This is a genomic window from Pseudomonas sp. TCU-HL1 (assembly GCF_001708505.1).
Lineage (GTDB): Bacteria > Pseudomonadota > Gammaproteobacteria > Pseudomonadales > Pseudomonadaceae > Metapseudomonas.
In genome coordinates this window covers 4063838-4082524 of record NZ_CP015992.1, presented here as the reverse complement: position 1 = coordinate 4082524, position 18687 = coordinate 4063838, and the positions used below count along the sequence as shown (strand labels likewise).

General features: G+C 64.7%; 20 protein-coding genes. 2 read left to right on the top strand and 18 right to left on the bottom strand.

What is annotated here, in order from left to right:
• Genes THL1_RS18930 through THL1_RS18920 form a run of 3 tightly spaced genes read right to left on the bottom strand, consistent with a single transcriptional unit; the run spans position 1 to position 3145 of the window.
• Entirely contained in the window at positions 1-537 is a 537-nt protein-coding gene (locus tag THL1_RS18930; RefSeq protein ID WP_069084663.1) for a response regulator, read from the bottom strand.
• The gene (locus tag THL1_RS18925) at positions 534-1880 is read right to left on the bottom strand and encodes an HD domain-containing phosphohydrolase (protein ID WP_069084662.1); all 1347 of its coding nucleotides are present in this window, start codon (positions 1878-1880) and stop codon (positions 534-536) included. Before THL1_RS18925 ends, THL1_RS18930 begins: the two co-directional genes overlap by 4 nt.
• Positions 1877-3145 (bottom strand): ATP-binding protein, encoded by a 1269-nt coding sequence (locus THL1_RS18920; protein ID WP_069084661.1) that lies wholly within the window; start codon positions 3143-3145, stop codon positions 1877-1879. Before THL1_RS18920 ends, THL1_RS18925 begins: the two co-directional genes overlap by 4 nt.
• Positions 3146-3311: 166 nt before the next feature.
• Here THL1_RS18920 and THL1_RS18915 point away from each other — a divergent pair, with 166 nt between their 5' ends.
• Complete coding sequence (locus THL1_RS18915; RefSeq protein ID WP_069084660.1) at positions 3312-4010, top strand: DUF6901 family protein; 699 nt, start codon at positions 3312-3314, stop codon at positions 4008-4010.
• Positions 4011-4136: 126 nt separating this feature from the next.
• On the opposite strand, the gene THL1_RS18910 is transcribed toward THL1_RS18915, so the two are convergent.
• The 7 genes from THL1_RS18910 to fnr form a co-directional block, all read right to left on the bottom strand.
• On the bottom strand, positions 4137-4772 hold the full coding sequence (locus THL1_RS18910) for a DUF2931 family protein (RefSeq protein ID WP_069084659.1): 636 nt from the start codon (positions 4770-4772) through the stop codon (positions 4137-4139).
• Between the two features lie 64 nt (positions 4773-4836).
• Positions 4837-5466, bottom strand: coding sequence for a DUF2931 family protein (locus THL1_RS18905; RefSeq protein WP_069084658.1), 630 nt, complete (start codon positions 5464-5466; stop codon positions 4837-4839).
• Positions 5463-5807, bottom strand: coding sequence for a hypothetical protein (locus THL1_RS30045; RefSeq protein WP_149917124.1), 345 nt, complete (start codon positions 5805-5807; stop codon positions 5463-5465). Before THL1_RS30045 ends, THL1_RS18905 begins: the two co-directional genes overlap by 4 nt.
• A complete protein-coding gene (locus tag THL1_RS29805) occupies positions 5740-7347 on the bottom strand; it encodes a PAAR domain-containing protein (RefSeq protein WP_149917123.1) in 1608 nt (535 codons plus the stop codon). Before THL1_RS29805 ends, THL1_RS30045 begins: the two co-directional genes overlap by 68 nt.
• 461 nt (positions 7348-7808) lie before the next feature.
• The gene (locus THL1_RS18890; protein ID WP_069084655.1) at positions 7809-8645 is read right to left on the bottom strand and encodes a metal-dependent hydrolase; all 837 of its coding nucleotides are present in this window, start codon (positions 8643-8645) and stop codon (positions 7809-7811) included.
• Positions 8646-8892: 247 nt separating this feature from the next.
• Positions 8893-9441, bottom strand: a complete 549-nt coding sequence (locus tag THL1_RS18885) for an adenine phosphoribosyltransferase (RefSeq protein ID WP_069084654.1) — start codon at positions 9439-9441, stop codon at positions 8893-8895.
• A gap of 67 nt (positions 9442-9508) precedes the next feature.
• Positions 9509-10243 (bottom strand): fumarate/nitrate reduction transcriptional regulator Fnr, encoded by a 735-nt coding sequence (fnr, locus tag THL1_RS18880; protein ID WP_069084653.1) that lies wholly within the window; start codon positions 10241-10243, stop codon positions 9509-9511.
• 194 nt (positions 10244-10437) lie between these two features.
• On the opposite strand from fnr, the gene THL1_RS30180 reads away from it, so the two are divergent.
• A complete protein-coding gene (locus tag THL1_RS30180; RefSeq protein ID WP_161490981.1) occupies positions 10438-10611 on the top strand; it encodes a hypothetical protein in 174 nt (57 codons plus the stop codon).
• Positions 10612-10618: 7 nt separating this feature from the next.
• Here the strand turns inward: THL1_RS30180 and hemN are convergent, their stop codons facing one another.
• From hemN to THL1_RS18840, 8 genes are all read right to left on the bottom strand, one after another.
• Positions 10619-12001: an oxygen-independent coproporphyrinogen III oxidase gene (gene hemN / locus THL1_RS18875; protein WP_069084652.1), complete on the bottom strand. Its 1383-nt coding sequence runs from the start codon at positions 11999-12001 to the stop codon at positions 10619-10621.
• Positions 12002-12083: 82 nt separating this feature from the next.
• Positions 12084-12815, bottom strand: coding sequence for a sulfite exporter TauE/SafE family protein (locus THL1_RS18870; RefSeq protein ID WP_069084651.1), 732 nt, complete (start codon positions 12813-12815; stop codon positions 12084-12086).
• The gene (gene ccoS / locus THL1_RS18865) at positions 12808-13026 is read right to left on the bottom strand and encodes a cbb3-type cytochrome oxidase assembly protein CcoS (protein WP_069084650.1); all 219 of its coding nucleotides are present in this window, start codon (positions 13024-13026) and stop codon (positions 12808-12810) included. Before ccoS ends, THL1_RS18870 begins: the two co-directional genes overlap by 8 nt.
• 26 nt (positions 13027-13052) lie before the next feature.
• Complete coding sequence (locus tag THL1_RS18860) at positions 13053-15452, bottom strand: heavy metal translocating P-type ATPase (RefSeq protein ID WP_069084649.1); 2400 nt, start codon at positions 15450-15452, stop codon at positions 13053-13055.
• A 7-nt stretch (positions 15453-15459) separates the two neighbouring features.
• The gene (locus THL1_RS18855; protein WP_069084648.1) at positions 15460-15957 is read right to left on the bottom strand and encodes a FixH family protein; all 498 of its coding nucleotides are present in this window, start codon (positions 15955-15957) and stop codon (positions 15460-15462) included.
• Between the two features lie 14 nt (positions 15958-15971).
• Complete coding sequence (ccoG, locus tag THL1_RS18850) at positions 15972-17387, bottom strand: cytochrome c oxidase accessory protein CcoG (protein WP_069084647.1); 1416 nt, start codon at positions 17385-17387, stop codon at positions 15972-15974.
• Positions 17388-17522: 135 nt separating this feature from the next.
• On the bottom strand, positions 17523-18497 hold the full coding sequence (ccoP, locus tag THL1_RS18845; RefSeq protein WP_069084646.1) for a cytochrome-c oxidase, cbb3-type subunit III: 975 nt from the start codon (positions 18495-18497) through the stop codon (positions 17523-17525).
• Complete coding sequence (locus THL1_RS18840) at positions 18494-18682, bottom strand: CcoQ/FixQ family Cbb3-type cytochrome c oxidase assembly chaperone (RefSeq protein ID WP_069084645.1); 189 nt, start codon at positions 18680-18682, stop codon at positions 18494-18496. Before THL1_RS18840 ends, ccoP begins: the two co-directional genes overlap by 4 nt.
• Positions 18683-18687 lie beyond the last annotated feature (5 nt).

The window sequence follows — 18687 nt, the reverse complement described above, 5'->3', positions numbered from 1 at the left end:
TCAGTCATCCACGTCATAGCCTTCCAGCAACACCGCGCCGTCGGTGTCGCGGCGTACGCGGGTCAGCCCCGGGTGCTTGGTCTCCAGGCGCAGCAGTTCGCGGCGCTGGCGGTCGAGGGTGTCCTGCTGGCCGCGTACCTGTTCCAGCAGGCGGCGGTTCTCGTCGCGTAGCTGGAAGAGGTCGACGGCGGCCTGCAGGGCGCTTTCGATCTCGAAGTTCTCCCAGGGTTTGGACAGGAAGCGATAGACCTCGGCGCGGTTGATCGCCTGCATCAGCGTGGCGCGGTCGCCGTGGGCGCTGAGCAACATGCGCAGGGCATCGGGCTGGCGCTGGCGAGCGAACTGCAGGTAGGTCAGACCGTTCAGCTGCGGCATGTTGAGGTCGCAGACGATGGCGGCGTACCGGTGCTCGGCCAGGGCCGCCAGCGCCGCCTCGGGGGTGTCGAACAGGTGTAGGGCCCAACCCTGTGGCCGCAGCAGGCGTTGCAGGGCACTGAGGATGTGGGGGTCGTCGTCGACCAACTGGATCTTGATCATCGGGGCTGCTCCTTGGCCAGGTCCGTCCCTGCTGCGGGTTGGCGAACGTGAAGGGTGTAGCGCGCACCTTCGCTGGTCTCAAAGGCGGTGAGCTTGTCGATCAGGGCGCGGCTGAGTTGCTTGCCGGCATTGAGCAGGAGCATGCCGCTATCGGCCTGGAGGTTGCGCGCCAGGATCATGCCGGGCTCCAGGCGCCGGGTATCGACCGCCAGGATGCTGGGGTCGGCCTCCAGCAGGTCCGGGGCGTGCCGGGTGCAGAGGTCGATGAATTGCTGGCAGAGTTCCGGGTCGTAGAGGCGTCCGGCGTATCGGGCGAGAAACTGCAGGGCGTCTTCGCGTGGCAGGGGGCGTTGCAGGATCAGGCCGCATTGCAGCTCGACGAAGTCCACCGCCAGTTTGAGCAGCCGGGCGCCAAAGGGGATTTCTTCTCCGTGGAGATGGTCGGGGAAGCCGGTGCCGTTCCAGCGTTCCTGGTGATGGCGGATCAGCCGTCCGGCATCGTGCAGCGGTTCCAGCGCCATCAGCAGGCTTTCGCCTTGCGCCGGGTAGCGGCAGTAGCGTTCGCGCTCTTCGCGGTGCAGCAGGTCGCTGGGACGGTTGAGCAGGTGGTCGTCCCAGGTGAGTTTGCCGAGATTGTAGAGCGCCGCGGCCATGGCGAGGTCGCGGCGGTCCGTTTCCGGCAGCTGGTGTTCGACGGCAAAGGCGCGAACCAGGGCAATGACCTGGGCGTTACCCTGCTTGTCCCCGGGCAGGCGCTGGGCGAGCAGGGATGAGAAGACTTCGGTGGCGGTTACGTAGCTGTGGCGCAGCTCCTCATAGGCCAGATCGAGCATGTCGGCGGTTTGCTGCAGTTCGGCGGTGCGGTCGAGTACCCGTTGTTCCAGGCTGGCGTTGAGCTCCTGCAGGCGCCGGTTCTGTTCCAGGGTGAGTCGCTCCAGGCGCTGGTGCTCGCGTTCGGCGTGTTGGTGGGCCAGGGCCTGGCGCAGGGTGAAGCGCAGCTCGTCATCGTTCCAGGGTTTGCCGAGGTAACGGTAAATCTGCCCCTGGTTGATGGCACGGATGCTGGTGTCGAGATCGGTGGCGCCGGTGAGCAGGATGCGCAGGGCCTCCGGCCAGCGCCGCTGCACTTCGGCCAGCAGGCTGGGGCCGTCGAGACCGGGCATGCGCGCGTCGGAGACCACCAGGTCAACGTCGCTGGCGGCCAGCAGTGCAAGGGCTTCGTTGCCGCTGCTGGCCGTCAGCACGTCGTAGGGCTCGCCCCGAAGGACGCGCCGCAGGGCGTTGAGGATGTGTTCTTCGTCATCCACCAGCAGCAGGGTGGGGCGGCGCTGGGCATCGTTCATGTCGGCACCTCGCCGGGCTGGTGCCGGGGCAGCCAGACGCGGAAGCGGGTGCCCTGGCCGGGGTGGCTGACGACTTCGATGCGTCCGTTGTGTTTCTGCACGATGTTGTAGGAGAGCGCGAGGCCGAGGCCGGTGCCCTTGCCCACGGGCTTGGTGGTGAAGAAGGGTTCGTAGATGCGGTTGAGGATGGCCGGGTCGATGCCCTTGCCGTTGTCTTCGACCTCCAGCCAGACCCAGTCGCCCTGGTGGCCGCTGCGCAGGGTAATGCGGCCGAAGCTTTCAATGGCGTGAGCGGCGTTGATCATGAGGTTCATCACCACCTGGTTGATCTGCGAGGGGATGCATTCCACCGGCGGCAGGTCGCCATACTCGCGCACCACCTCGGCCTTGTACTTGAGCTCGTTGTTGACCAGGTTGAGGGTGCTGTCGAAGCCTTTGTGCAGGTCGGCGGCGCGGAATTCCTCTTCCTCGATGTGGGAGAAGTCCTTGAGGGCGGCGATGATTTTCTTCACCCGCTCGATGCCGTCCTCGGACTCGTGGATCAGGGCCTCGACGTCGTTGCGGATGTAGTCGTATTCCAGGCTGCGTTTGAGCTGCTGCAGCTCCTCCAGGCTGCCGACGCCGTCCACCGCATCGACGATGCGCAGCAGGTCGTTGACGTAGCCGCTGAGGGTCTTGAGGTTGGAGAAGACGTAGCCGATGGGGTTGTTGATCTCGTGGGCCACGCCAGCGGCCAACTGGCCAATGGCGGCGAGTTTCTCCGACTGCAACAGCTGGGCATTGGCCTTCTCCAACTTGTAGATCAGTTGCTCCTGCTCCCGTTGCTTGCTGCCCAGGGCGTTCAGGGCGGCGGCGAGCTGTTCGTTGGAACGGGCGAACTCGGTGGTGTCGTAGAGCAGCAGGCCAAAGCAGCGCACGGTGCCGCAGTCGAAGGGGAAGAGCAGGGTGCTCTGCAGCCGCAGCGGCGTGACCTGGCCCCCGGCGCCGTAGGGGAGCTGGATCAGGTAGGGGTCTTCGCGCCAGTGGGTGTAGGCATGCAGGCCCTGGTCGCGGGCCTTGGCGACCATCATTTCAAGGCGCGGGGTGTCGGCTTCCGGAAAGACGCTGACCAAAGGTTGTTGCAGCGCCGGAGCCAGTGCCTTGCCGCTGCGCTGGCTGACGAAGGTGTTCCAGTGAAGGATGCGCAGCTCCTGGTCGAGGATGATGACGCCCACCTCGATGTGTTCTACCAGGGCACTTGCAAGGTCCAAAGGGCTGCTATCCATGATGTCGCCCGCTTTTTTCGCAATGTAACGGTTGTCAGGGTTGAATTCTGGCGCTTGTACGACTTTGTTGTACGAAGTGTATGACAGATTTCGGGCGTCTGAATCTTGTCGATAACGCGTAGGGCGGCGCCGGAATTTCCCTTCAACAGAACAGCAAGGGTAGACCATGGGACTGGAGCCAAGGGCTGAAGCACAGGTTCGCTACGAGTTCCGTTTTCCTGATGGCCGCCTTTGGGAGCATGAGGTGGAACTGGCGCCGTCGGGTGGCTGTACGGATAACGGGCCGGAGTGGGCCCGGCTGGACTTTCAGCAGTGCAGCCACTGTCCGCTGACGACGGCGGACGCGCGGGATTGCCCCTTCGCCCGCGCACTGGTGCGCCCGGTGGCGGTGCTGGCGCATTCACCGTCCTACGAGGAAGTGCTGGTCACCGTGTACGGGCGTGGCCGGGAAATCCGCCAGCAGACGACGCTGCAACGAGCCCTGGGCTCATTGCTCGGGCTGCTCGGGGCTACTAGCGGTTGTCCCCACACACGGATGCTGCGGGCCATGGCCTGGTTTCACTGGCCATTCAGTACGTCGGCTGAAACCCTCTACCGTTCCCTGGGAACCTATTTGCTGGGTCAGCACCTGCGACGGCAGCGCGGGCAGGAAGCGGATTGGGAGATGGATGGCCTGCGCGAGCTCTACCGCAACTTGCGTCTGGTCAACATGGGCATGGCCGGTCGCCTGCGGGCTGCCGCCGAAGAGGATTCCAGTCTCAACGGCCTGGTCCTGCTGGACCTGTTGGCGGCGGACACCCTGTATTCGCTGGACAGCTACGAGGGTGAGCTGGATGGGTTCTTTGCGGAGTATTTCGAGGAATGACAGGGCGTACGCTCTTCCAATGGCTCGCCTCTGGGGTTTCCTTGGCGGTATCTGATGTCTACGCAGACGGACGCAAGGGGGGCGGCTAGCGGGCCGGCGGTCGGGGCCAGTGAGGGCGTCATGCCATTACCAGGAGCCATAGGGAATGCCGTGCTCCTTGATATAGGCTGCTGATTCCGGCTCCAGCGAGGGCCACGCATATTGCCCGTTGGTTTTTCCCTCCGATGGCCCGCGCGGATCGACCTTGGCCTGGTAGCGACCGATCTCCAGATCCGACAGGCAGGGGCCGCCGACCCAGGCCTTGGCGATGCCGCCGGGGGCCATACCGATGGAGATGTCGTAGCGGTAGAGGTTGTCGATCCACTTGCCATCGGCCCTGCAAAAGGCCCGCTGCGGCTTGACCATCTCGTCGCGCACCCACTGCGGGATATCGATGCGCAACCGATAGGTCTGCGGCTCCACCAGGGATTGCCAGCGCACGAAGAGGGTTTCCGGCAGATCGACGCCCGGCACCTGCTTCATCCCCCCACCTCCCTGGTGCCAGCCCACCGGCTTGTTGGTGTAGGCCGGCACACCGCCCCGGATACGAAAATACGCCAGCCCCCGGCGGTCGATGACATCCACGCTTTCCACCCAGACTTCCATGTAACGGGGGGCGCCTATCCCGACATACCAGTAGTCGTAGGGCAGCCGGGTGCGGCCCTGGCCGGCGGCGCAGCCGGCCAGGGTGAGGATCGCCAAGGCGAGCAGCAGGCGTTTCATTGCGGGTATCCCGCTTGCGGCTGGTTGTTGAACACCAGGCGCTGGTTGGGGGTGGGCCAGGCCGTTACCAGGAGTCATAGGGGACGCCATGCTGTTGGACATACGCCTTGGCCTCGTCTGACAGGTAGTAGTACTTCCCGCCGGATTGCCCCTCGTAGGGCCCGCGCGGATCGACCTTGGCCTGGTAGCGACCGATCTCCAGATTCGACAGGCAGGGGCCGCCGACCCAGGCCTTGACGATGCCGCCGGGGGCCATACCGATGGAGATGTCGTAGCGGTATTGGTTGTCCATCCATTTCCCCCATCCGTGGCAGTACGCCCGTTGCGGCTTGACCATCTCGTCGCGCACCCATTGTGGGATATCGATGCGCAACCGGTAGGTCTGCGGCTCCACCAGGGATTGCCAGCGCACGAAGAGGGTTTCCGGCAGGTCGACGTTGCTGACGGGCATCATCTTCCCCCCGCCGTTGTACCAACCGGGCGTCTTGTCGTTGTAGGCCACCACGCCGCCATGGATACGGAAGTAGGCCAGGCCGCGACGATCGATGACATCCACGCTTTCCACCCAGACCTCCATGAAACGCGGCGCGCCTATACCGACGCGCCAGCGTTTATAGGGCAGATCGGGTTGCCCATAGCCACTGGCGCAGCCGGCCACCAGGAGGGTGGCGAGGGCGAGCAGCAGACGCTTCATTGCGGATACCCCGCTTGCGGCTGGTTGTTGAACACCAGGCGCTGATTGGGGGCGGGCTTGCTGACCAGCAGGCCGGCGGTCGGGGTCCAGTGGGCGGAGAGGTGGATGTAGCGCGCCCAGAGGTGGCGATATTCGTCCATGCTCAGTTGGATGAAGGCGCCCCGGGCGTAGACGAGAAGCTTTTCCGCGATGGACTGCAAGTCCGCAGGCAGGGTAAAGCGGGGGTCTTCATCCAGGATGGGGCGGAACGGCACGCCATGCTGCACTGCCAGCTCACGCATGGCGCGCAGGGCGATGCGGGAGAGTTCGCCGCGCACCCGGCGGCGCAGGGTGACGCCCACCAGGGCCTGCTGGATGCCGGCATTCTCGTGGCCGGGGTTGGCGCTCAGGCGCGACCAGGCGCTGACCTTGAGCTCGCCCTCGCCGGGCAGGCCGCGCTGGCGCAGCAGGGCGATTTCGCCATTGGCTTCCTGCCAGGCGTAAGTGCGCTCCAGCGGCTGGCCGGGACCTATGGTGGCGGCGCGGGGGGCGGTGAGCAGCAGGTGCTCCTCCATCCGCGGCGGGTAGCCGCCGCCGATATCGGAGTGGGCGCCGGGCAAGGCGATTTCCTGATGGTGTGGGGCGACGCTGTTGAGGGCGAAGTTCCAGCGCTGTTCGTCGCGGGCGGTCAACTGCACCACCTTGCGCGCGCAGCCGGGCGGCAGGTAGAGGTTGATGCCGGGGTTGTCGGCATTGGCCGGGCTCCAGTCGCCGCGCAGGGGGGGCGGCGACGGCGGCCACGGTGTCGAACAGGCCGATGAAGTGGATGCGCACATCGCGCCGCCAGTCGAAGCCGGCGGCCAGGCCGAACTGCCCGGCGCGCAGCGTGTTGGCCAGCAGGCCGCCGTTGGGCTTGAGCACTTCGTTGACGAAATGCCGGGCCGCCGCCGCGCCACGGCTGAAGCCGAAGATATCGAACTCCAGGCGGCGGATCGTGGTGCCCGGGTTGGTTTTAAGGAAGGCGCCCATCTGTTCGGCGATAGTATCCGGGCTCTCTACCACCCGCTGCAGGATGCCGGTCTCGCCCAGCCCGGTAATTTGGCTGTGCAGGGAGTCCGTTCCGCCGCTGGTGGTGCCGATGCCTTCGAGGTAGACCGGCACGTAGCCAGTCTTGGCGTCAGGCTCCAGGCGAATGGTCGCGTTATCCGGGTAGAGCTGCGACAGATACGCCACATTGCTCGGCGCATTGCCGTAGCTGTCACTGGGCGTGGTGCGGAACAAGCCGTCCGCGTCCGGGTCGCGGTAACCGTAGCGGGCGCAGTAGGCGATGATGGAACTCAGGTCGCTTTCCTCGAAATGCTGGCGGTCGTCGCGGCGGCACTGTGCGGTGAGCGCCGAGTTGGCCTGGTTGTTGCCGGTGCCGTCGAAGAAACGGGCGATGCGCAGGGTCAGGCCTGGCTCCAGTTCTTCCTCTTCTTCCTCTTCTTCCTCCTCTTCCAGCGCGGCGAAGCGCCCGGCGGCATCCTGGCGCAGGGATTGGCGGGGTGGCGGAGGCGGAGTGGCCGGCTGCGCGCGGGGGGCGGTGAAGGTCGACATGGCAGCGCCGCCACCACCGCTACCCAGTACCTGGCAGCGCAATGACTGGTTGGCGATCAATCGGGGCGGTGGGCTGCACTGGCAGAGGCACAGGTCGTTTTCGAGGGCGACCTTCTTGCCGTTCCACTCCTCGTCAAGGCGTGGGCCGACGCACTGGATGACCCCGATGCTGCCGCACGCGGGGCAGGCGACGGTGTCGCCTTCCAGGGCGATGGCCTTGTCGTTGATGCTGCCGTGAGCACTGGCGGTAATGACGCTGCCGCCGGCGGTGGTGCTGGCGCCCAGGGTGATGTGGTAGCGCTTCATGTCAGCCCCCTCGTTTCAGTTGCCGAACCTGGCGGTGAGCGCCAGGGCGCGGCGAGCGGACGGTGGGGTGGGTGACATCCTGCATCTCGGGAACCTCCGCGGGAATGAAGGGCCGAGGGTGAGTGAACAGGCCAGGGTGGGCCGATCAGCGGATTCCGAAAACGTTGTAGGGGCGGGATGTATCAACGATCGGTGTTGAACTCGGAGGCGCCATGAACTCCTCTGGTTGCGTTTGCGTTTGCGTTTGCGTTTGCGTTTGCGCTGGAGCGGCTGGCAGCCCGGCGCGTTTCGAGGGGGCGCAGGAAGAGGCCTGCTGGCCGCACCAGGCTGCGAAGCGGGACGGTCAAAAAGGGACGCTGGACGGGTTTGTCGCGGAGTTTTTTGAAGAGGGGTGAGGGCTGCTTGTGCATGCAGCCCAATCGCGAATGAATTCGCTCACACGGGTGAAGCAGCGGTGTTGATCAGCCGTTGAACCCCAGGCGCTCCTTCCAGCGCTTCTCCAGTGCCTTGGTCTCGTGGTCGAAGGGGTGGAAGCCGGGGCGGTAGTAGTCCAGGTACGGCTTGATCATCTTCGGGAAGTAGCCATTGCGCGGGCCGAACAGGGTCTTGAGGCCGTGCGCCCAGCTGCGCCAGTTGAACAGTTGGCCGTCCTTGCGCATCAGGTGGACCTGGAAGGTCATGATCACGCCGAAGAACAGGAAGGAGGTGAGGAACATGGTGGCGGTGCGGATGAAGTAACCGCCGCCTACCGCGTTGTAGGCGTCGTAGCAGACCGCCTTGTGCTCGTTCTCCTCGATGGCGTGCCACATCCACAGCGTGTACATCTTGGGGTCGTCCATCTGGGTGTTGATGTCTTCGCGGCGCAGCAATTGCTCGGCCATGGTGGCGGTGAAGTGCTCCAGGGCGCAGGTGGCGGCCAGGCGCTGCTTCTTCGTGGTGAAGCGGGTGACCCACTCCAGCAGCACTTTGATGCGCAGCTCCAGGCGTTCCAGGTCGATGCCGTGCTCGGCAGCATAGTCGTTGTAGGTGGCGTGTTCCTTGGAGTGCATAGCCTCCTGGCCGATGAAGGCGCTGATATCCTTCTGCAACTGCGGATCGCTGACCTGGTCGCGTACGGCACGCACACTGTCGACGAAGAACTTCTCGCCATATGGGAAGAGCGACGACAGGTTGTTCATGAAGTGGGTCATGAAAGGATCGCCGCTCCACCAGTACTTCTGGGTTGACGCGAAGCTGAAGTCCATGCGGCGAACGGGGAAGTTGGCCTTGGGCAGGGGGGCGCTGGCGCTGGCTGTCATGCGGGAATCCTCTCGGGCTCTGGGAGCCGTCCACTTGTTGTTGTCGGCAGGCACGACAACCGTGCCATCAGTCGATGTAACTATTGAGGATCGTGTAGGCAGACGCGAGGGCCTGGACGCCAACTTTCGGCGGGAGATCGTGGAAAGGAGTGGGGAGAGGGGTAACGCGGGCCGGGCGGGATGTCACCCGCGAGGGCGGGCCGTGCTTCGGTTGGGGCGGGTCCGCAGGCGCAGACCCGCGCTAGCCTCAACGTTCGTCGAGTGCGAAGGCGGTGAGGGCGAAGGTGGGGATGCCGGCGTCGCCCAGACGCTCGGAGCCTCCCAGTTCCGGCAGGTCGATGATGGCGGCGGCTTCGTACACGCTGGCGCCCATGCGCCGAACCAGGCGGGCTGCGGCCAACAAGGTGCCGCCGGTGGCGATCAGGTCATCGAAGATCAGCACCTTGTCGCCATCGCACAGGCTGTCACTGTGAACTTCGAGGAAGTCTTCGCCGTACTCGGTCTGGTAGGGCTCGGAGAGCACGTCGGCCGGCAGCTTGCCCTGCTTGCGGAAGAGCACCAGGGGCTTGTTGAGTTCGTAGGCGATGATCGAACCGATCAGGAAGCCTCGCGCATCCATGGCACCGATGTGGCTGAACTCGGCTTCGACGTAGCGCTGGATGAAACTGTCGGCCACCAGGCGCAGGGCGCGGGGCGACTGGAACAGGGGCGTGATATCGCGGAAGACCACGCCGGGCTTGGGAAAGTCGGGGACAGGGCGGATCAGGGATTTGATGGAGAAATCGTCGAAGGTCATCGTCAGTGGCCTGAGGGAAGGAGCGGGTGGAACAGGCGGGCCCGCCGAACTGGCAGGCCCGCAGGGGTCAGCTCTCGATGCTCCCGCCGGCCATGGCGCAGAGTTCGATGGGGTCGAGGATATGCACTTCCTTGCCTTCGGCGGCGATCAGGTTGGCTTGCTGGAAGCGGGTGAACACGCGGGAAACCGTCTCCACCGCAAGGCCCAGGTAGTTGCCGATTTCGTTGCGCGACATGGCCAGGCGGAACTGGTTGGCGGAGAAGCCACGGGCGCGGAAGCGCGCCGAGAGGTTGACCAGGAATGTGGCGATGCGTTCGTCTGCGGTCTTTTTCGAGAGCAGCAGCATCATCTGCTGATCGTCGCGGATTTCCCGGCTCATCACGCGCATCAACTGGCGGCGCAGCTGCGGTAGCTGGACCGAAAGCTCGTCCAGGTGCTCAAAGGGAATTTCGCAGACCGAGGTGGTTTCCAGGGCCTGGGCGGAAACCGGATAAAGCTCGGTATCCATGCCAGACAAGCCCACCAGCTCGCTGGGGAGGTGGAAGCCCGTGATCTGTTCTTCGCCGGTGTCGGTGACCGTGAAGGTCTTGAGGGCGCCAGAGCGCACCGCGAAGACGGAGCCGAAAGCATCACCCTGCCGGAACAGGAGCTCGCCCTTCTTCAGTGGACGACCGCGTTTGACGATCTCGTCTAACGCATCCATGTCCTCCATGTTCAGGGACAGGGGCAGGCAAAGGGCGGCCAGGCTGCAGTCCTTGCAGTGGGCCTGGGGTACGTTGCGCACCTTGATGATTTCGGACATGAGCCATTCCTTGCGAGGCAAACACACAATGCTTGTAAGGGTAACGCAGGGTGTAGGCAACAGCCAGAAAAAGCCTGTTGAGCGGTTGATCAAGTTTTGCCGGATATGGCTGATATGAGGGGCGGAATTCAGGCCAGGAGCGGCTCATGTTGCGCATGGATACGAACAGCACGGTTTCGCGGGGGGCGTAGTCAGTGCGGCGACAGGTCGCACGCCAGGAAGGTGGGCTGGTGGACGCCGAGGCCGTGCGGCAACAGCTCGCCTCGCTGCAGGGGGCCCTGAGCAGCGCCAACGCAAGCCAGGTGGTGCGGGACGCTGGACTCAGCGACGAGCAGGCTGTTGAGCTCAACCAGCTGCTCGCCGTCTGAGCGGGTGTCAGATGACTCTGGAGAATCGCTGCTGGTTCTGTCCGGCCAGGTAGTTGTCGAAGAGCATGCACAGCGAGCGCACCAGCAGGCGTCCGGCAGGCAGTACGTCGATACGGGTGTCGCTGAGGTCGATCAGGCGATCCTGGTGCATTTGCTGCAGCTGCGGCCAGACCTCGGCGAAATAGCCGCGAAATTCGATGTTGAAGCGTGATTCGATCTGGGCGAAGTCCAGTTCGAACGCGCAGATCAATTGCTGGATGACCGCCCGGCGTATGCGGTCTTCCTCATCACAGATCAGGCCTCGGTTGGTGGCCAGCAGATTCTTCTCCAGGGCGCCCTGGTACTCGTTGAGCTGCACGGCGTTCTGGCAGTAGAGGTCGCCGATCTGGCTGATGGACGACACGCCGAGACCAATCAGGTCGCAATGGCCGTGGGTGGTGTAACCCTGGAAGTTGCGCTGCAGACGACCATCCTCTTGGGCGATGGCCAGTTCATCGTCAGGTAGGGCGAAGTGGTCCATGCCGATGTAGCGATAACCGGCCGCGCTCAGCTGCTCGATGCTGCGCTGGAGCATTTCCAGCTTGTACCCGGGGCTGGGAAGGTCTTCGCTGCGAATCCGCCGTTGCGGCATGAAGCGCTCCGGCAGGTGGGCGTAGTTGAATACCGAGAGTCGGTCGGGCTGCAGGGCGATCACTTCGTCCACTGTGCGGGCGAAGCTCTCCGGCGTCTGTTTCGGCAGACCGTAGATCAGATCCAGGTTCAATGAGCGGAACTGCAGGGTGCGCGCCGCTTCGACGATGGCGCGTGTCTCTTCGAGGCTTTGCAGGCGGTTCACCGCGCGCTGCACGGCCGGATCCAGGTCCTGCACGCCGAGGCTGACCCGGTTGAAGCCCAGTTCCCGGAGCAGGCCCATGGTGGACCAGTCTGCTTCGCGCGGATCGATTTCGATGCCGTAGTCGCCCGAGTCGTCATCCAGCAGGTTGAAGTGCTTGCGCAGGTGGCCCATCAGGCGGCGCAGTTCGTCGTGACTGAGGAAGGTCGGGGTACCACCGCCGAAATGCAACTGCTCGACCTTCTGCTGCGGGTCGAGGTGGCAGGCGATCAGTTCAATTTCCCGCTCCAGCCGTTCCAGGTAGGGGAGGGTGCGGCCGCGGTCCTTGGTGATGACCTTGTTGCAGGCGCAGTAGTAGCAAATGTTCGCGCAGAACGGCACATGCACATAGAGCGACAAGGGGCGGCGCACCTTGCGGCTGTCGCGCAGCGCGTGAAGCAGGTCGAAGGAGCTTACGCGGTGATTGAACTGCACCGCAGTGGGGTAGGAGGTATAGCGTGGGCCTGGAGTGTCGTAGCGGCGGATCAGGCCCACGTCCCAGCGAATGTTGTCGAGCATGCGGGCGTTTCCCGGTTCGGCTGTCAGTGGCAGCGAGTCTAGGCGGGGGCCAGCAGGGCGGTCTTGATTTGCATCAAGCCGGTCAGGGGCTGTGCTGGTGCTCGCTGCTGGTGGCGCTGCCGCCATGTCCGCCGTGGCCCATCAGCCAGGCCTGGTGCGGGCCGGGCAGGGTCCAGAGGCCGAAGAGAATGACCAGCAGGCCGCCGGCAATGCGCACCCCTCGCCTGCGCAGCAGGGCAGTCAGCCGTTCTGCAGCCAGCCCTGTGGCGACCAGCACCGGCAGGGTGCCTACGCCAAAGGCCAGCATCAGCAGGGCGCTGTCGGTGGCCGATCCCTGGCTGGCGGACCAGAGCAGGGTGCTGTAGACCAGGCCGCAGGGCAGCCAACCCCACAACCCGCCCAGCAGCAGGGCGCGAGGCAGGGTGGATACCGGTAGCAACTTGCGCGCTGCCGGCTGGATGTGGCGCCAGAGCCCTTTGCCAAGGGCTTCGATGCGGGTCAGGCCGCTCCACCAGCCGGCCAGGTAGAGCCCCATGCAGATCAGCAGCAGGGCGGCGGCTACGCGCAGGGCCAGGGCGGCCGGGCTGCTGGCGATGGCCCACCCGGCGAGGCCGATGAGCAGGCCGGCGAGTGCGTAGCTGAGAATGCGGCCGAGGTTGTAGGCCAGCAGCAGGCGCAGGCGGCGGTTGCGTTGCTCGGGTGGGATGGCCAGGGTCAGGGCGCCCATCAAGCCTCCGCACATGCCGAGGCAATGGCCGCCGCCGAGTAGGCCGAGGATGAATGCAGAGAACAGCAGTGGGGCAAGTTCAGCCACGGGGCTTGTCCTGCTCGTCCTGTTTGTCCTTGTTGCCTTCGGCTTCGGCGATGCCGGCCTGGTGCTTGGGGTCCTCGTCATCGAAGAGGATGCTGTGGGCCGGGCCGTCGAGGTCGTCGTACTGGCCGCTGTCCACGGCCCAGAAGAACAGCCAGATGGCGAAACCGACCAGGCCGATGGCGACCGGGATCAGTATGTATAGCGCTGGCATCAGGGGCTCCGATTGATCTGCGTGGTTCAGGTGCGGGTCAGGCGCAGGGCGTTGACAACCACCAGCAGCGAACTGACCGACATGCCGAACGCCGCCCAGAGGGGGGTTATCCAGCCGAGGGCGGCGAAGGGCAGCACCAGGCCATTGTACAGGGTCGCCCAGGCCAGGTTCTCGACGATGATGCGGCGCGTCCGACGGGCCACGGCGAAAGCCAGCACCAGGCTGTCGAGCCGGTTGGACAGCAGCACGGCATCGGCGCTGGTCTTGGCCAGGTCGGTGGCGCTGCCCATGGCGACACTGATGTCGGCGCCCGCCAGCACGGGTACGTCGTTGACGCCGTCGCCAAGCATCAGGACCTTGTGGCCCTGCTGGTGGAGTTGATGCAGTACGTCGAGCTTGGCGTCCGGAGTGAGTCCCCCGCGGGCGTCTTCGATGCCGAGTTCACGGGCGATGCCGGCCACCATGGGCGAACTGTCGCCGGACAGGAGTAGGAGTTTCCAGCCCCGTTCGCGACAGGCGTCGAGCAGGGTAGGAGCGTCGTCCCGCAGGCGGTCGTCGAGGACGAACCAGGCCAGCGGACCCTGTGCGTCACCCAGTAGCAACCATTGGCCCTGGTCGCCGGGTATGGTCGGTGCCGGCTGGCCGCTGAGTTCGGCGACGAAGCCCGGTTGACCGATCCGCAGGCGGCGTTCACCAACCCGGCCTTCGAGCCCACGGCCGGGAATGCTGTCCACCTGTTCGGCCGCTTGCGGGGCGCGACCGAACGCACGGGCGATCGGATGTTCGGAGCGATTTTCGAGCGCCGCGGCCAGGCCCAGGCAGGCGTCGCGATCCAGAGTGGCCAAGGGGTGTATGGCACTGAGGGTGAGGCGGCCTTCTGTGAGGGTGCCGGTCTTGTCGAAAATCACCGTGTCGATCTGGTTCAGACCTTCCACCACGTGGCCGCGGGTCAGCAGCAGGCCGAGCTTGTGCAGGCTGCCGGTGGCGGTCGTCAGCGCCGTGGGCGTTGCCAGGGCCAGGGCGCAGGGGCAGGTGGCGACCAGGAGCGAGAGCACGACCCAGAAGGCGCGCTGCGGCTCGATCTGCCACCAGACGATCCCGACGATGGCGGCGGTGCCAAGGACGATGAGCAGGAACCATTGGGCGACCTTGTCAGCCACTTCTGCGAGACGCGGCTTGTCGGCCTGGGCGCGTTCCAGCAGGCGGACGATGGCGGACAGTCGGGTGTCGTCGCCCAGTGCCTGGACCTCAATGGTCAGCGGTCCTTCGACGTTCAGGGTACCGGCGGTGATGGCGTCGCCTTCGCCGCGCGGGTGGGGCAGGTATTCGCCGGTGAGCAGGGACTCGTCGACGCTGGACTGGCCGGTGAGGATGCGGCCATCGGCCGGTAGCAGGGCGCCTGGCGGCACCAGCACGCGGTCGCCTACGCGCAATTCGCCGAGCAGGATGCGCTGGCTATGGCCGTCGGCGTACAGGCGCAGGCAGGAGGCTGGCAGCAGGTTGACCAGTTGAGCGGTGGCCGCAGCAGTGCGTTCGCGGGCGCGGCGCTCCAGGTAGCGGCCGGCCAGCAGGAAGAGCGCGAACATGCCCACGGCGTCGAAATACAGCTCGCCGACCCCAGTGACAGTGGACCAGATGCCCGCCGCGTAGGCGCCGCCGATGGCCAGGGAGACTGAGACATCCATGGTCAGGTGGCGGGTGCGCAGGTCACGCAGTGCCCCCCGGAAGAACTGGCCGCAGCAGTAGAAGACGATGGGGGTGGTGAGGAACAGGCTGACCCAGCGCAGGATGGTGTCCAGCTCGGGTGACAGGTCGATGTTGAACTCCGGCCAGGTGGCCATGGCGGCCATCATCACCTGCATCCAGAGCAGGCCGGCAACGCCTAGCTGGCGCATGGCGCGGCGGTTTTCGCTGGCCAGGCGTTCGGCGGCTTCGTCCGCCTTGTAGGGATGGCCGGCGTAGCCGATCTTGCGCAACTCTTTGAGCAGCTGGCTCAGCGGCAACTGGCTGTCGGACCAGCGTACCTGCAGGCGATGGTTGGACAGGTTGAGGCTGGCCTCGGCAACGCCCGGCAGCGTCTTCAGGTGTTTCTCGATCAGCCAGCCACAGGCTGCGCAACTGATGCCCTCGATCAACAGGCAGGTTTCGCTCAGTTCGCCCTGCTGCTGAACAAAGGGTTGTTGGACTTCGGCGCGGTCGTAGAGGGCCAGCTCGTCGGGGAGCTCGCGGGGCAGGGCATCGGGGTTGGGGGCGCTGTCGCTGCGGTGGCGGTAGTAGTTCTCCAGGCCACCGGCGACTATGGCCTCGGCCACCGCCTGGCAGCCTGGACAGCACATGGCCCGCGTCTCTCCCAGCACACGGGCCTCGAAACGGCTGCCGGCAGGAACCGGCAAGCCGCAGTGGTAGCAGGAAAGCAGTGCAGTCATCGGGCGCTTATTCGCCGAGACGGATGGTGCTGCCCTTCTCCAGGGTTTCCTCTTCGAACAGACGCCAGTCCTGGCCCTGCTCCTGACCGATCAGCTCGACGAAGCGGCGGCCACTGACCGGGTCCTGCAGATGGCCACGGTATTGGCCGTCGGCCTGGGGCTGGAGCACGACGCGACGGTCCTTCTCCGGCTGGGTGGGGGAGAGCAGGCTCAGTACGAGTTGTTGCGGACGGCTCTGGCCAACCAGTTGCAGTTGAACTTCGCCGCTGGCCTCACTGACTTGCAGGTTGGCCTGCATGCCGAGTTGCTTGGCGAGGTTTTCACGTTCCAGCGAGGTGTTGATGCCCTTGCCGACTTCGTAATAGTTATCGGACACGAGGCTCGGCGGGTTCCGGGTGGCGATTACCAGCATGGTGGTGCCGAGCACCACAGAGGTGCCGAGAATGGCGAGGATGAACCAGGGCCAGGGTTGTTTGTACCAGGGGCTGGGAGTATCGGACTGCATGGGGCTTCCGTTTGCTAGCGGACGCTGGGGCCGATGAAGCGGCTGTCGGCGTCGGTCTTGATGCTGAGGTCATCCGCGCTGTGGACGCGGAAGAGGATTTTGTTGGTGCTGGATGGCAGCTGGTCGGGGTCGATGGACAGTTCCACCGGTACCGAGAGCACTTCACCCGCGTCGGCGCGGACTTCGCGCTTGCCTTCGTAGACCAGTCCGTCGAGGCCTTCGGCGTCGATGACGAAGGTCTGGTCGACCTGGGACTTGTTCATGATCTTCAGGGTGTAGACGTTTTCGATACGGCCCTGCTCGTTCTCGCGGAACAGCACGCGGTCCTTGATCACATCCAGTTCCACCAGGGAGCGGATGGCCACGGCGTAGGCGAAGAGGCCGATCATCGCGACGAGGGCGATAGCGTAACCGATCAGACGTGGGCGCATCAGCTGCGTCTTCTGCCCATTCAGGTTGTGCTCGGTGGTGTAGCTGATCAGTCCTTTGGGGTAGTTCATCTTTTCCATGATGCTGTCGCAGGCGTCGATGCAGGCCGCGCAGCCGATGCATTCGATCTGCAGGCCGTCACGGATGTCGATGCCGGTGGGGCAGACCTGGACGCACATGGTGCAGTCGATGCAATCGCCGAGGCCCTGGGCTTTGTAGTCGATGCCTTTCTTGCGCGGGCCACGGGATTCGCCGCGACGTGGATCGTAGGAGACGATCAGGGTGTCCTTGTCGAACATCACGCTCTGGAAGCGGGCATACGGGCACATGTAGATGCACACCTGCTCGCGCAGCCAGCCGGCGTTGCCGTAAGTGGCGAGGGTGAAGAAGCCGACCCAGAAGTAGGCCCAGCCGCTGGCTGCGCCGGTGAAGAAGTCGATGACCAGTTCGCCAATCGGGGTGAAGTAGCCGACGAAGGTCATGCCGGTGGCGAAGCCGATCAGCAACCACAGGCCGTGCTTGGCGGACTTGCGCAGGAGTTTCTGGCCGCTCATGGGGGCCTTGTCGAGCTTCATGCGCTGGTTGCGGTCACCCTCGGTGACTTTTTCGCACCACATGAAGATCCAGGTCCAGACGCTCTGCGGGCAGGTGTAGCCGCACCAGACACGTCCGGCGAATACGGTGATGAAGAACAGGCCGAAGGCGCAGATGATCAGTAGCCAGGAGAGGAGGACGAAATCCTGGGGCCAGAAGGTGGCGCCGAAGATGTAGAACTTGCGCTCGGGGAGGTTCCACCAGACGGCCTGGCGGTCGTTCCAGCTGAGCCAGACGGTGCCGAAGTAGAGCAGGAAGAGGAAGGCGCCGCCGGTCATCCGCAGGTTGCGGAATATGCCGGTGAAGGCTCGGGTGTAGATCTTTTCGCGGCTGGCATACAGGTCGGTGGTTGCACCGCCCTTGGCCGGGGGAGGGGTGATGTTCTTGACGGGAATCTGTTCGCTCATCGTTTTCATACCACGGCGGTTGTCGGCGCTCCGAACGGTACATTGCCGGTCGGGGTCTTTTTGCCCGCTATATATGGTACGCCTGATAGCGGCCTGCCATGTGCGACAGTGCGTCGCGCATGGCAGGCGAGGGTATTACTTGGCTTCAGCACCTGCAGCAGGTTTCTGCGACAGGCTGTAAACGTAGGCAGCCAGCAGGTGCACCTTGTCGTTGCCGAGGACTTGCTCCTGGGCCGGCATGGTGCCTTGGCGACCGTAACGGATGGTCTGCTGCAGCTGGGCGTAGCTGCTGCCGTAGATGAAGGCGCCCGGGTGGGTCAGGTCTGGAGCGCCCATAGCCGGGGTGCCCTTGCCTTCCGGACCGTGGCAGGCCACGCAGTTGGCTGCAAAGATGGCCTTGCCCGCTTCCGGATCCGCTTTCACGTCCTTCGGCAGTTCGCGACCGTGCAGGGTTACGCGCAGGAAGGCGGCAACGTCGCGCACACCCTGGTCACCCACGACTTCGCCCCATGCCGGCATGATGCCGTGGCGGCCGCCCATGATGGTGGTCTTGATGGTGGCGGCTTCGCCACCCCAGCGCCAGTCATGGTCGGTCAGGTTCGGGAAGCCGTAGGCGCCCTTGGCGTCGGAGCCGTGGCATACGGAGCAGTAGGACGCGAACATGCGGCCGCCCATTTTCAGGGCTTTCGGGTCCTGGGCCACTTCTTCGATCGGCATGGCGGCGTACTTGGCGAAGATCGGACCGTATTCCTTATCGGCCTTGTCCATCTCCTTTTCCCACTGGTGCACGCCGGTCCAGCCGGCCTGGCCGTTGGCGAACGGCTTGCCTTCGGTCACTTCGTTGTAGCCGGGGAAGATGCCTTTCCAGTTGCCCATGCCCGGGTACATGACCAGGTAGCCGGCGGCGAAGATCAGGGTGCCGACGAACAGCATGAACCACCACTTGGGCAGCGGGTTGTCATATTCCTCGATGCCGTCGAAGGCGTGGCCGACGGTTTCTTCAGTGCTTTCCTGGCGCTGGCCACGGCGGGTGGCGAAGATCAGCCAGGTCAGCGCTACCAGCGTGGCGCTGGTGAGCAGGGTTACATACCAACTCCAGAACGAAGTCATTCTTTCTCACTCCTAGAAGCTTGCTCGTCACGCTCGGAGGATTTGGGCGGCTCGTCCGCGAAGGGCAGGTTGGCCGCTTCGTCGAAGCTGCTCTTGCGCTTGCTGCTGTAGGCCCACAGCACGACGCCGATGAAGGCTACGAAAACAATGAAGGTGCCTATGCCGCGGAGAGTCCCGATTTCCATCTTGC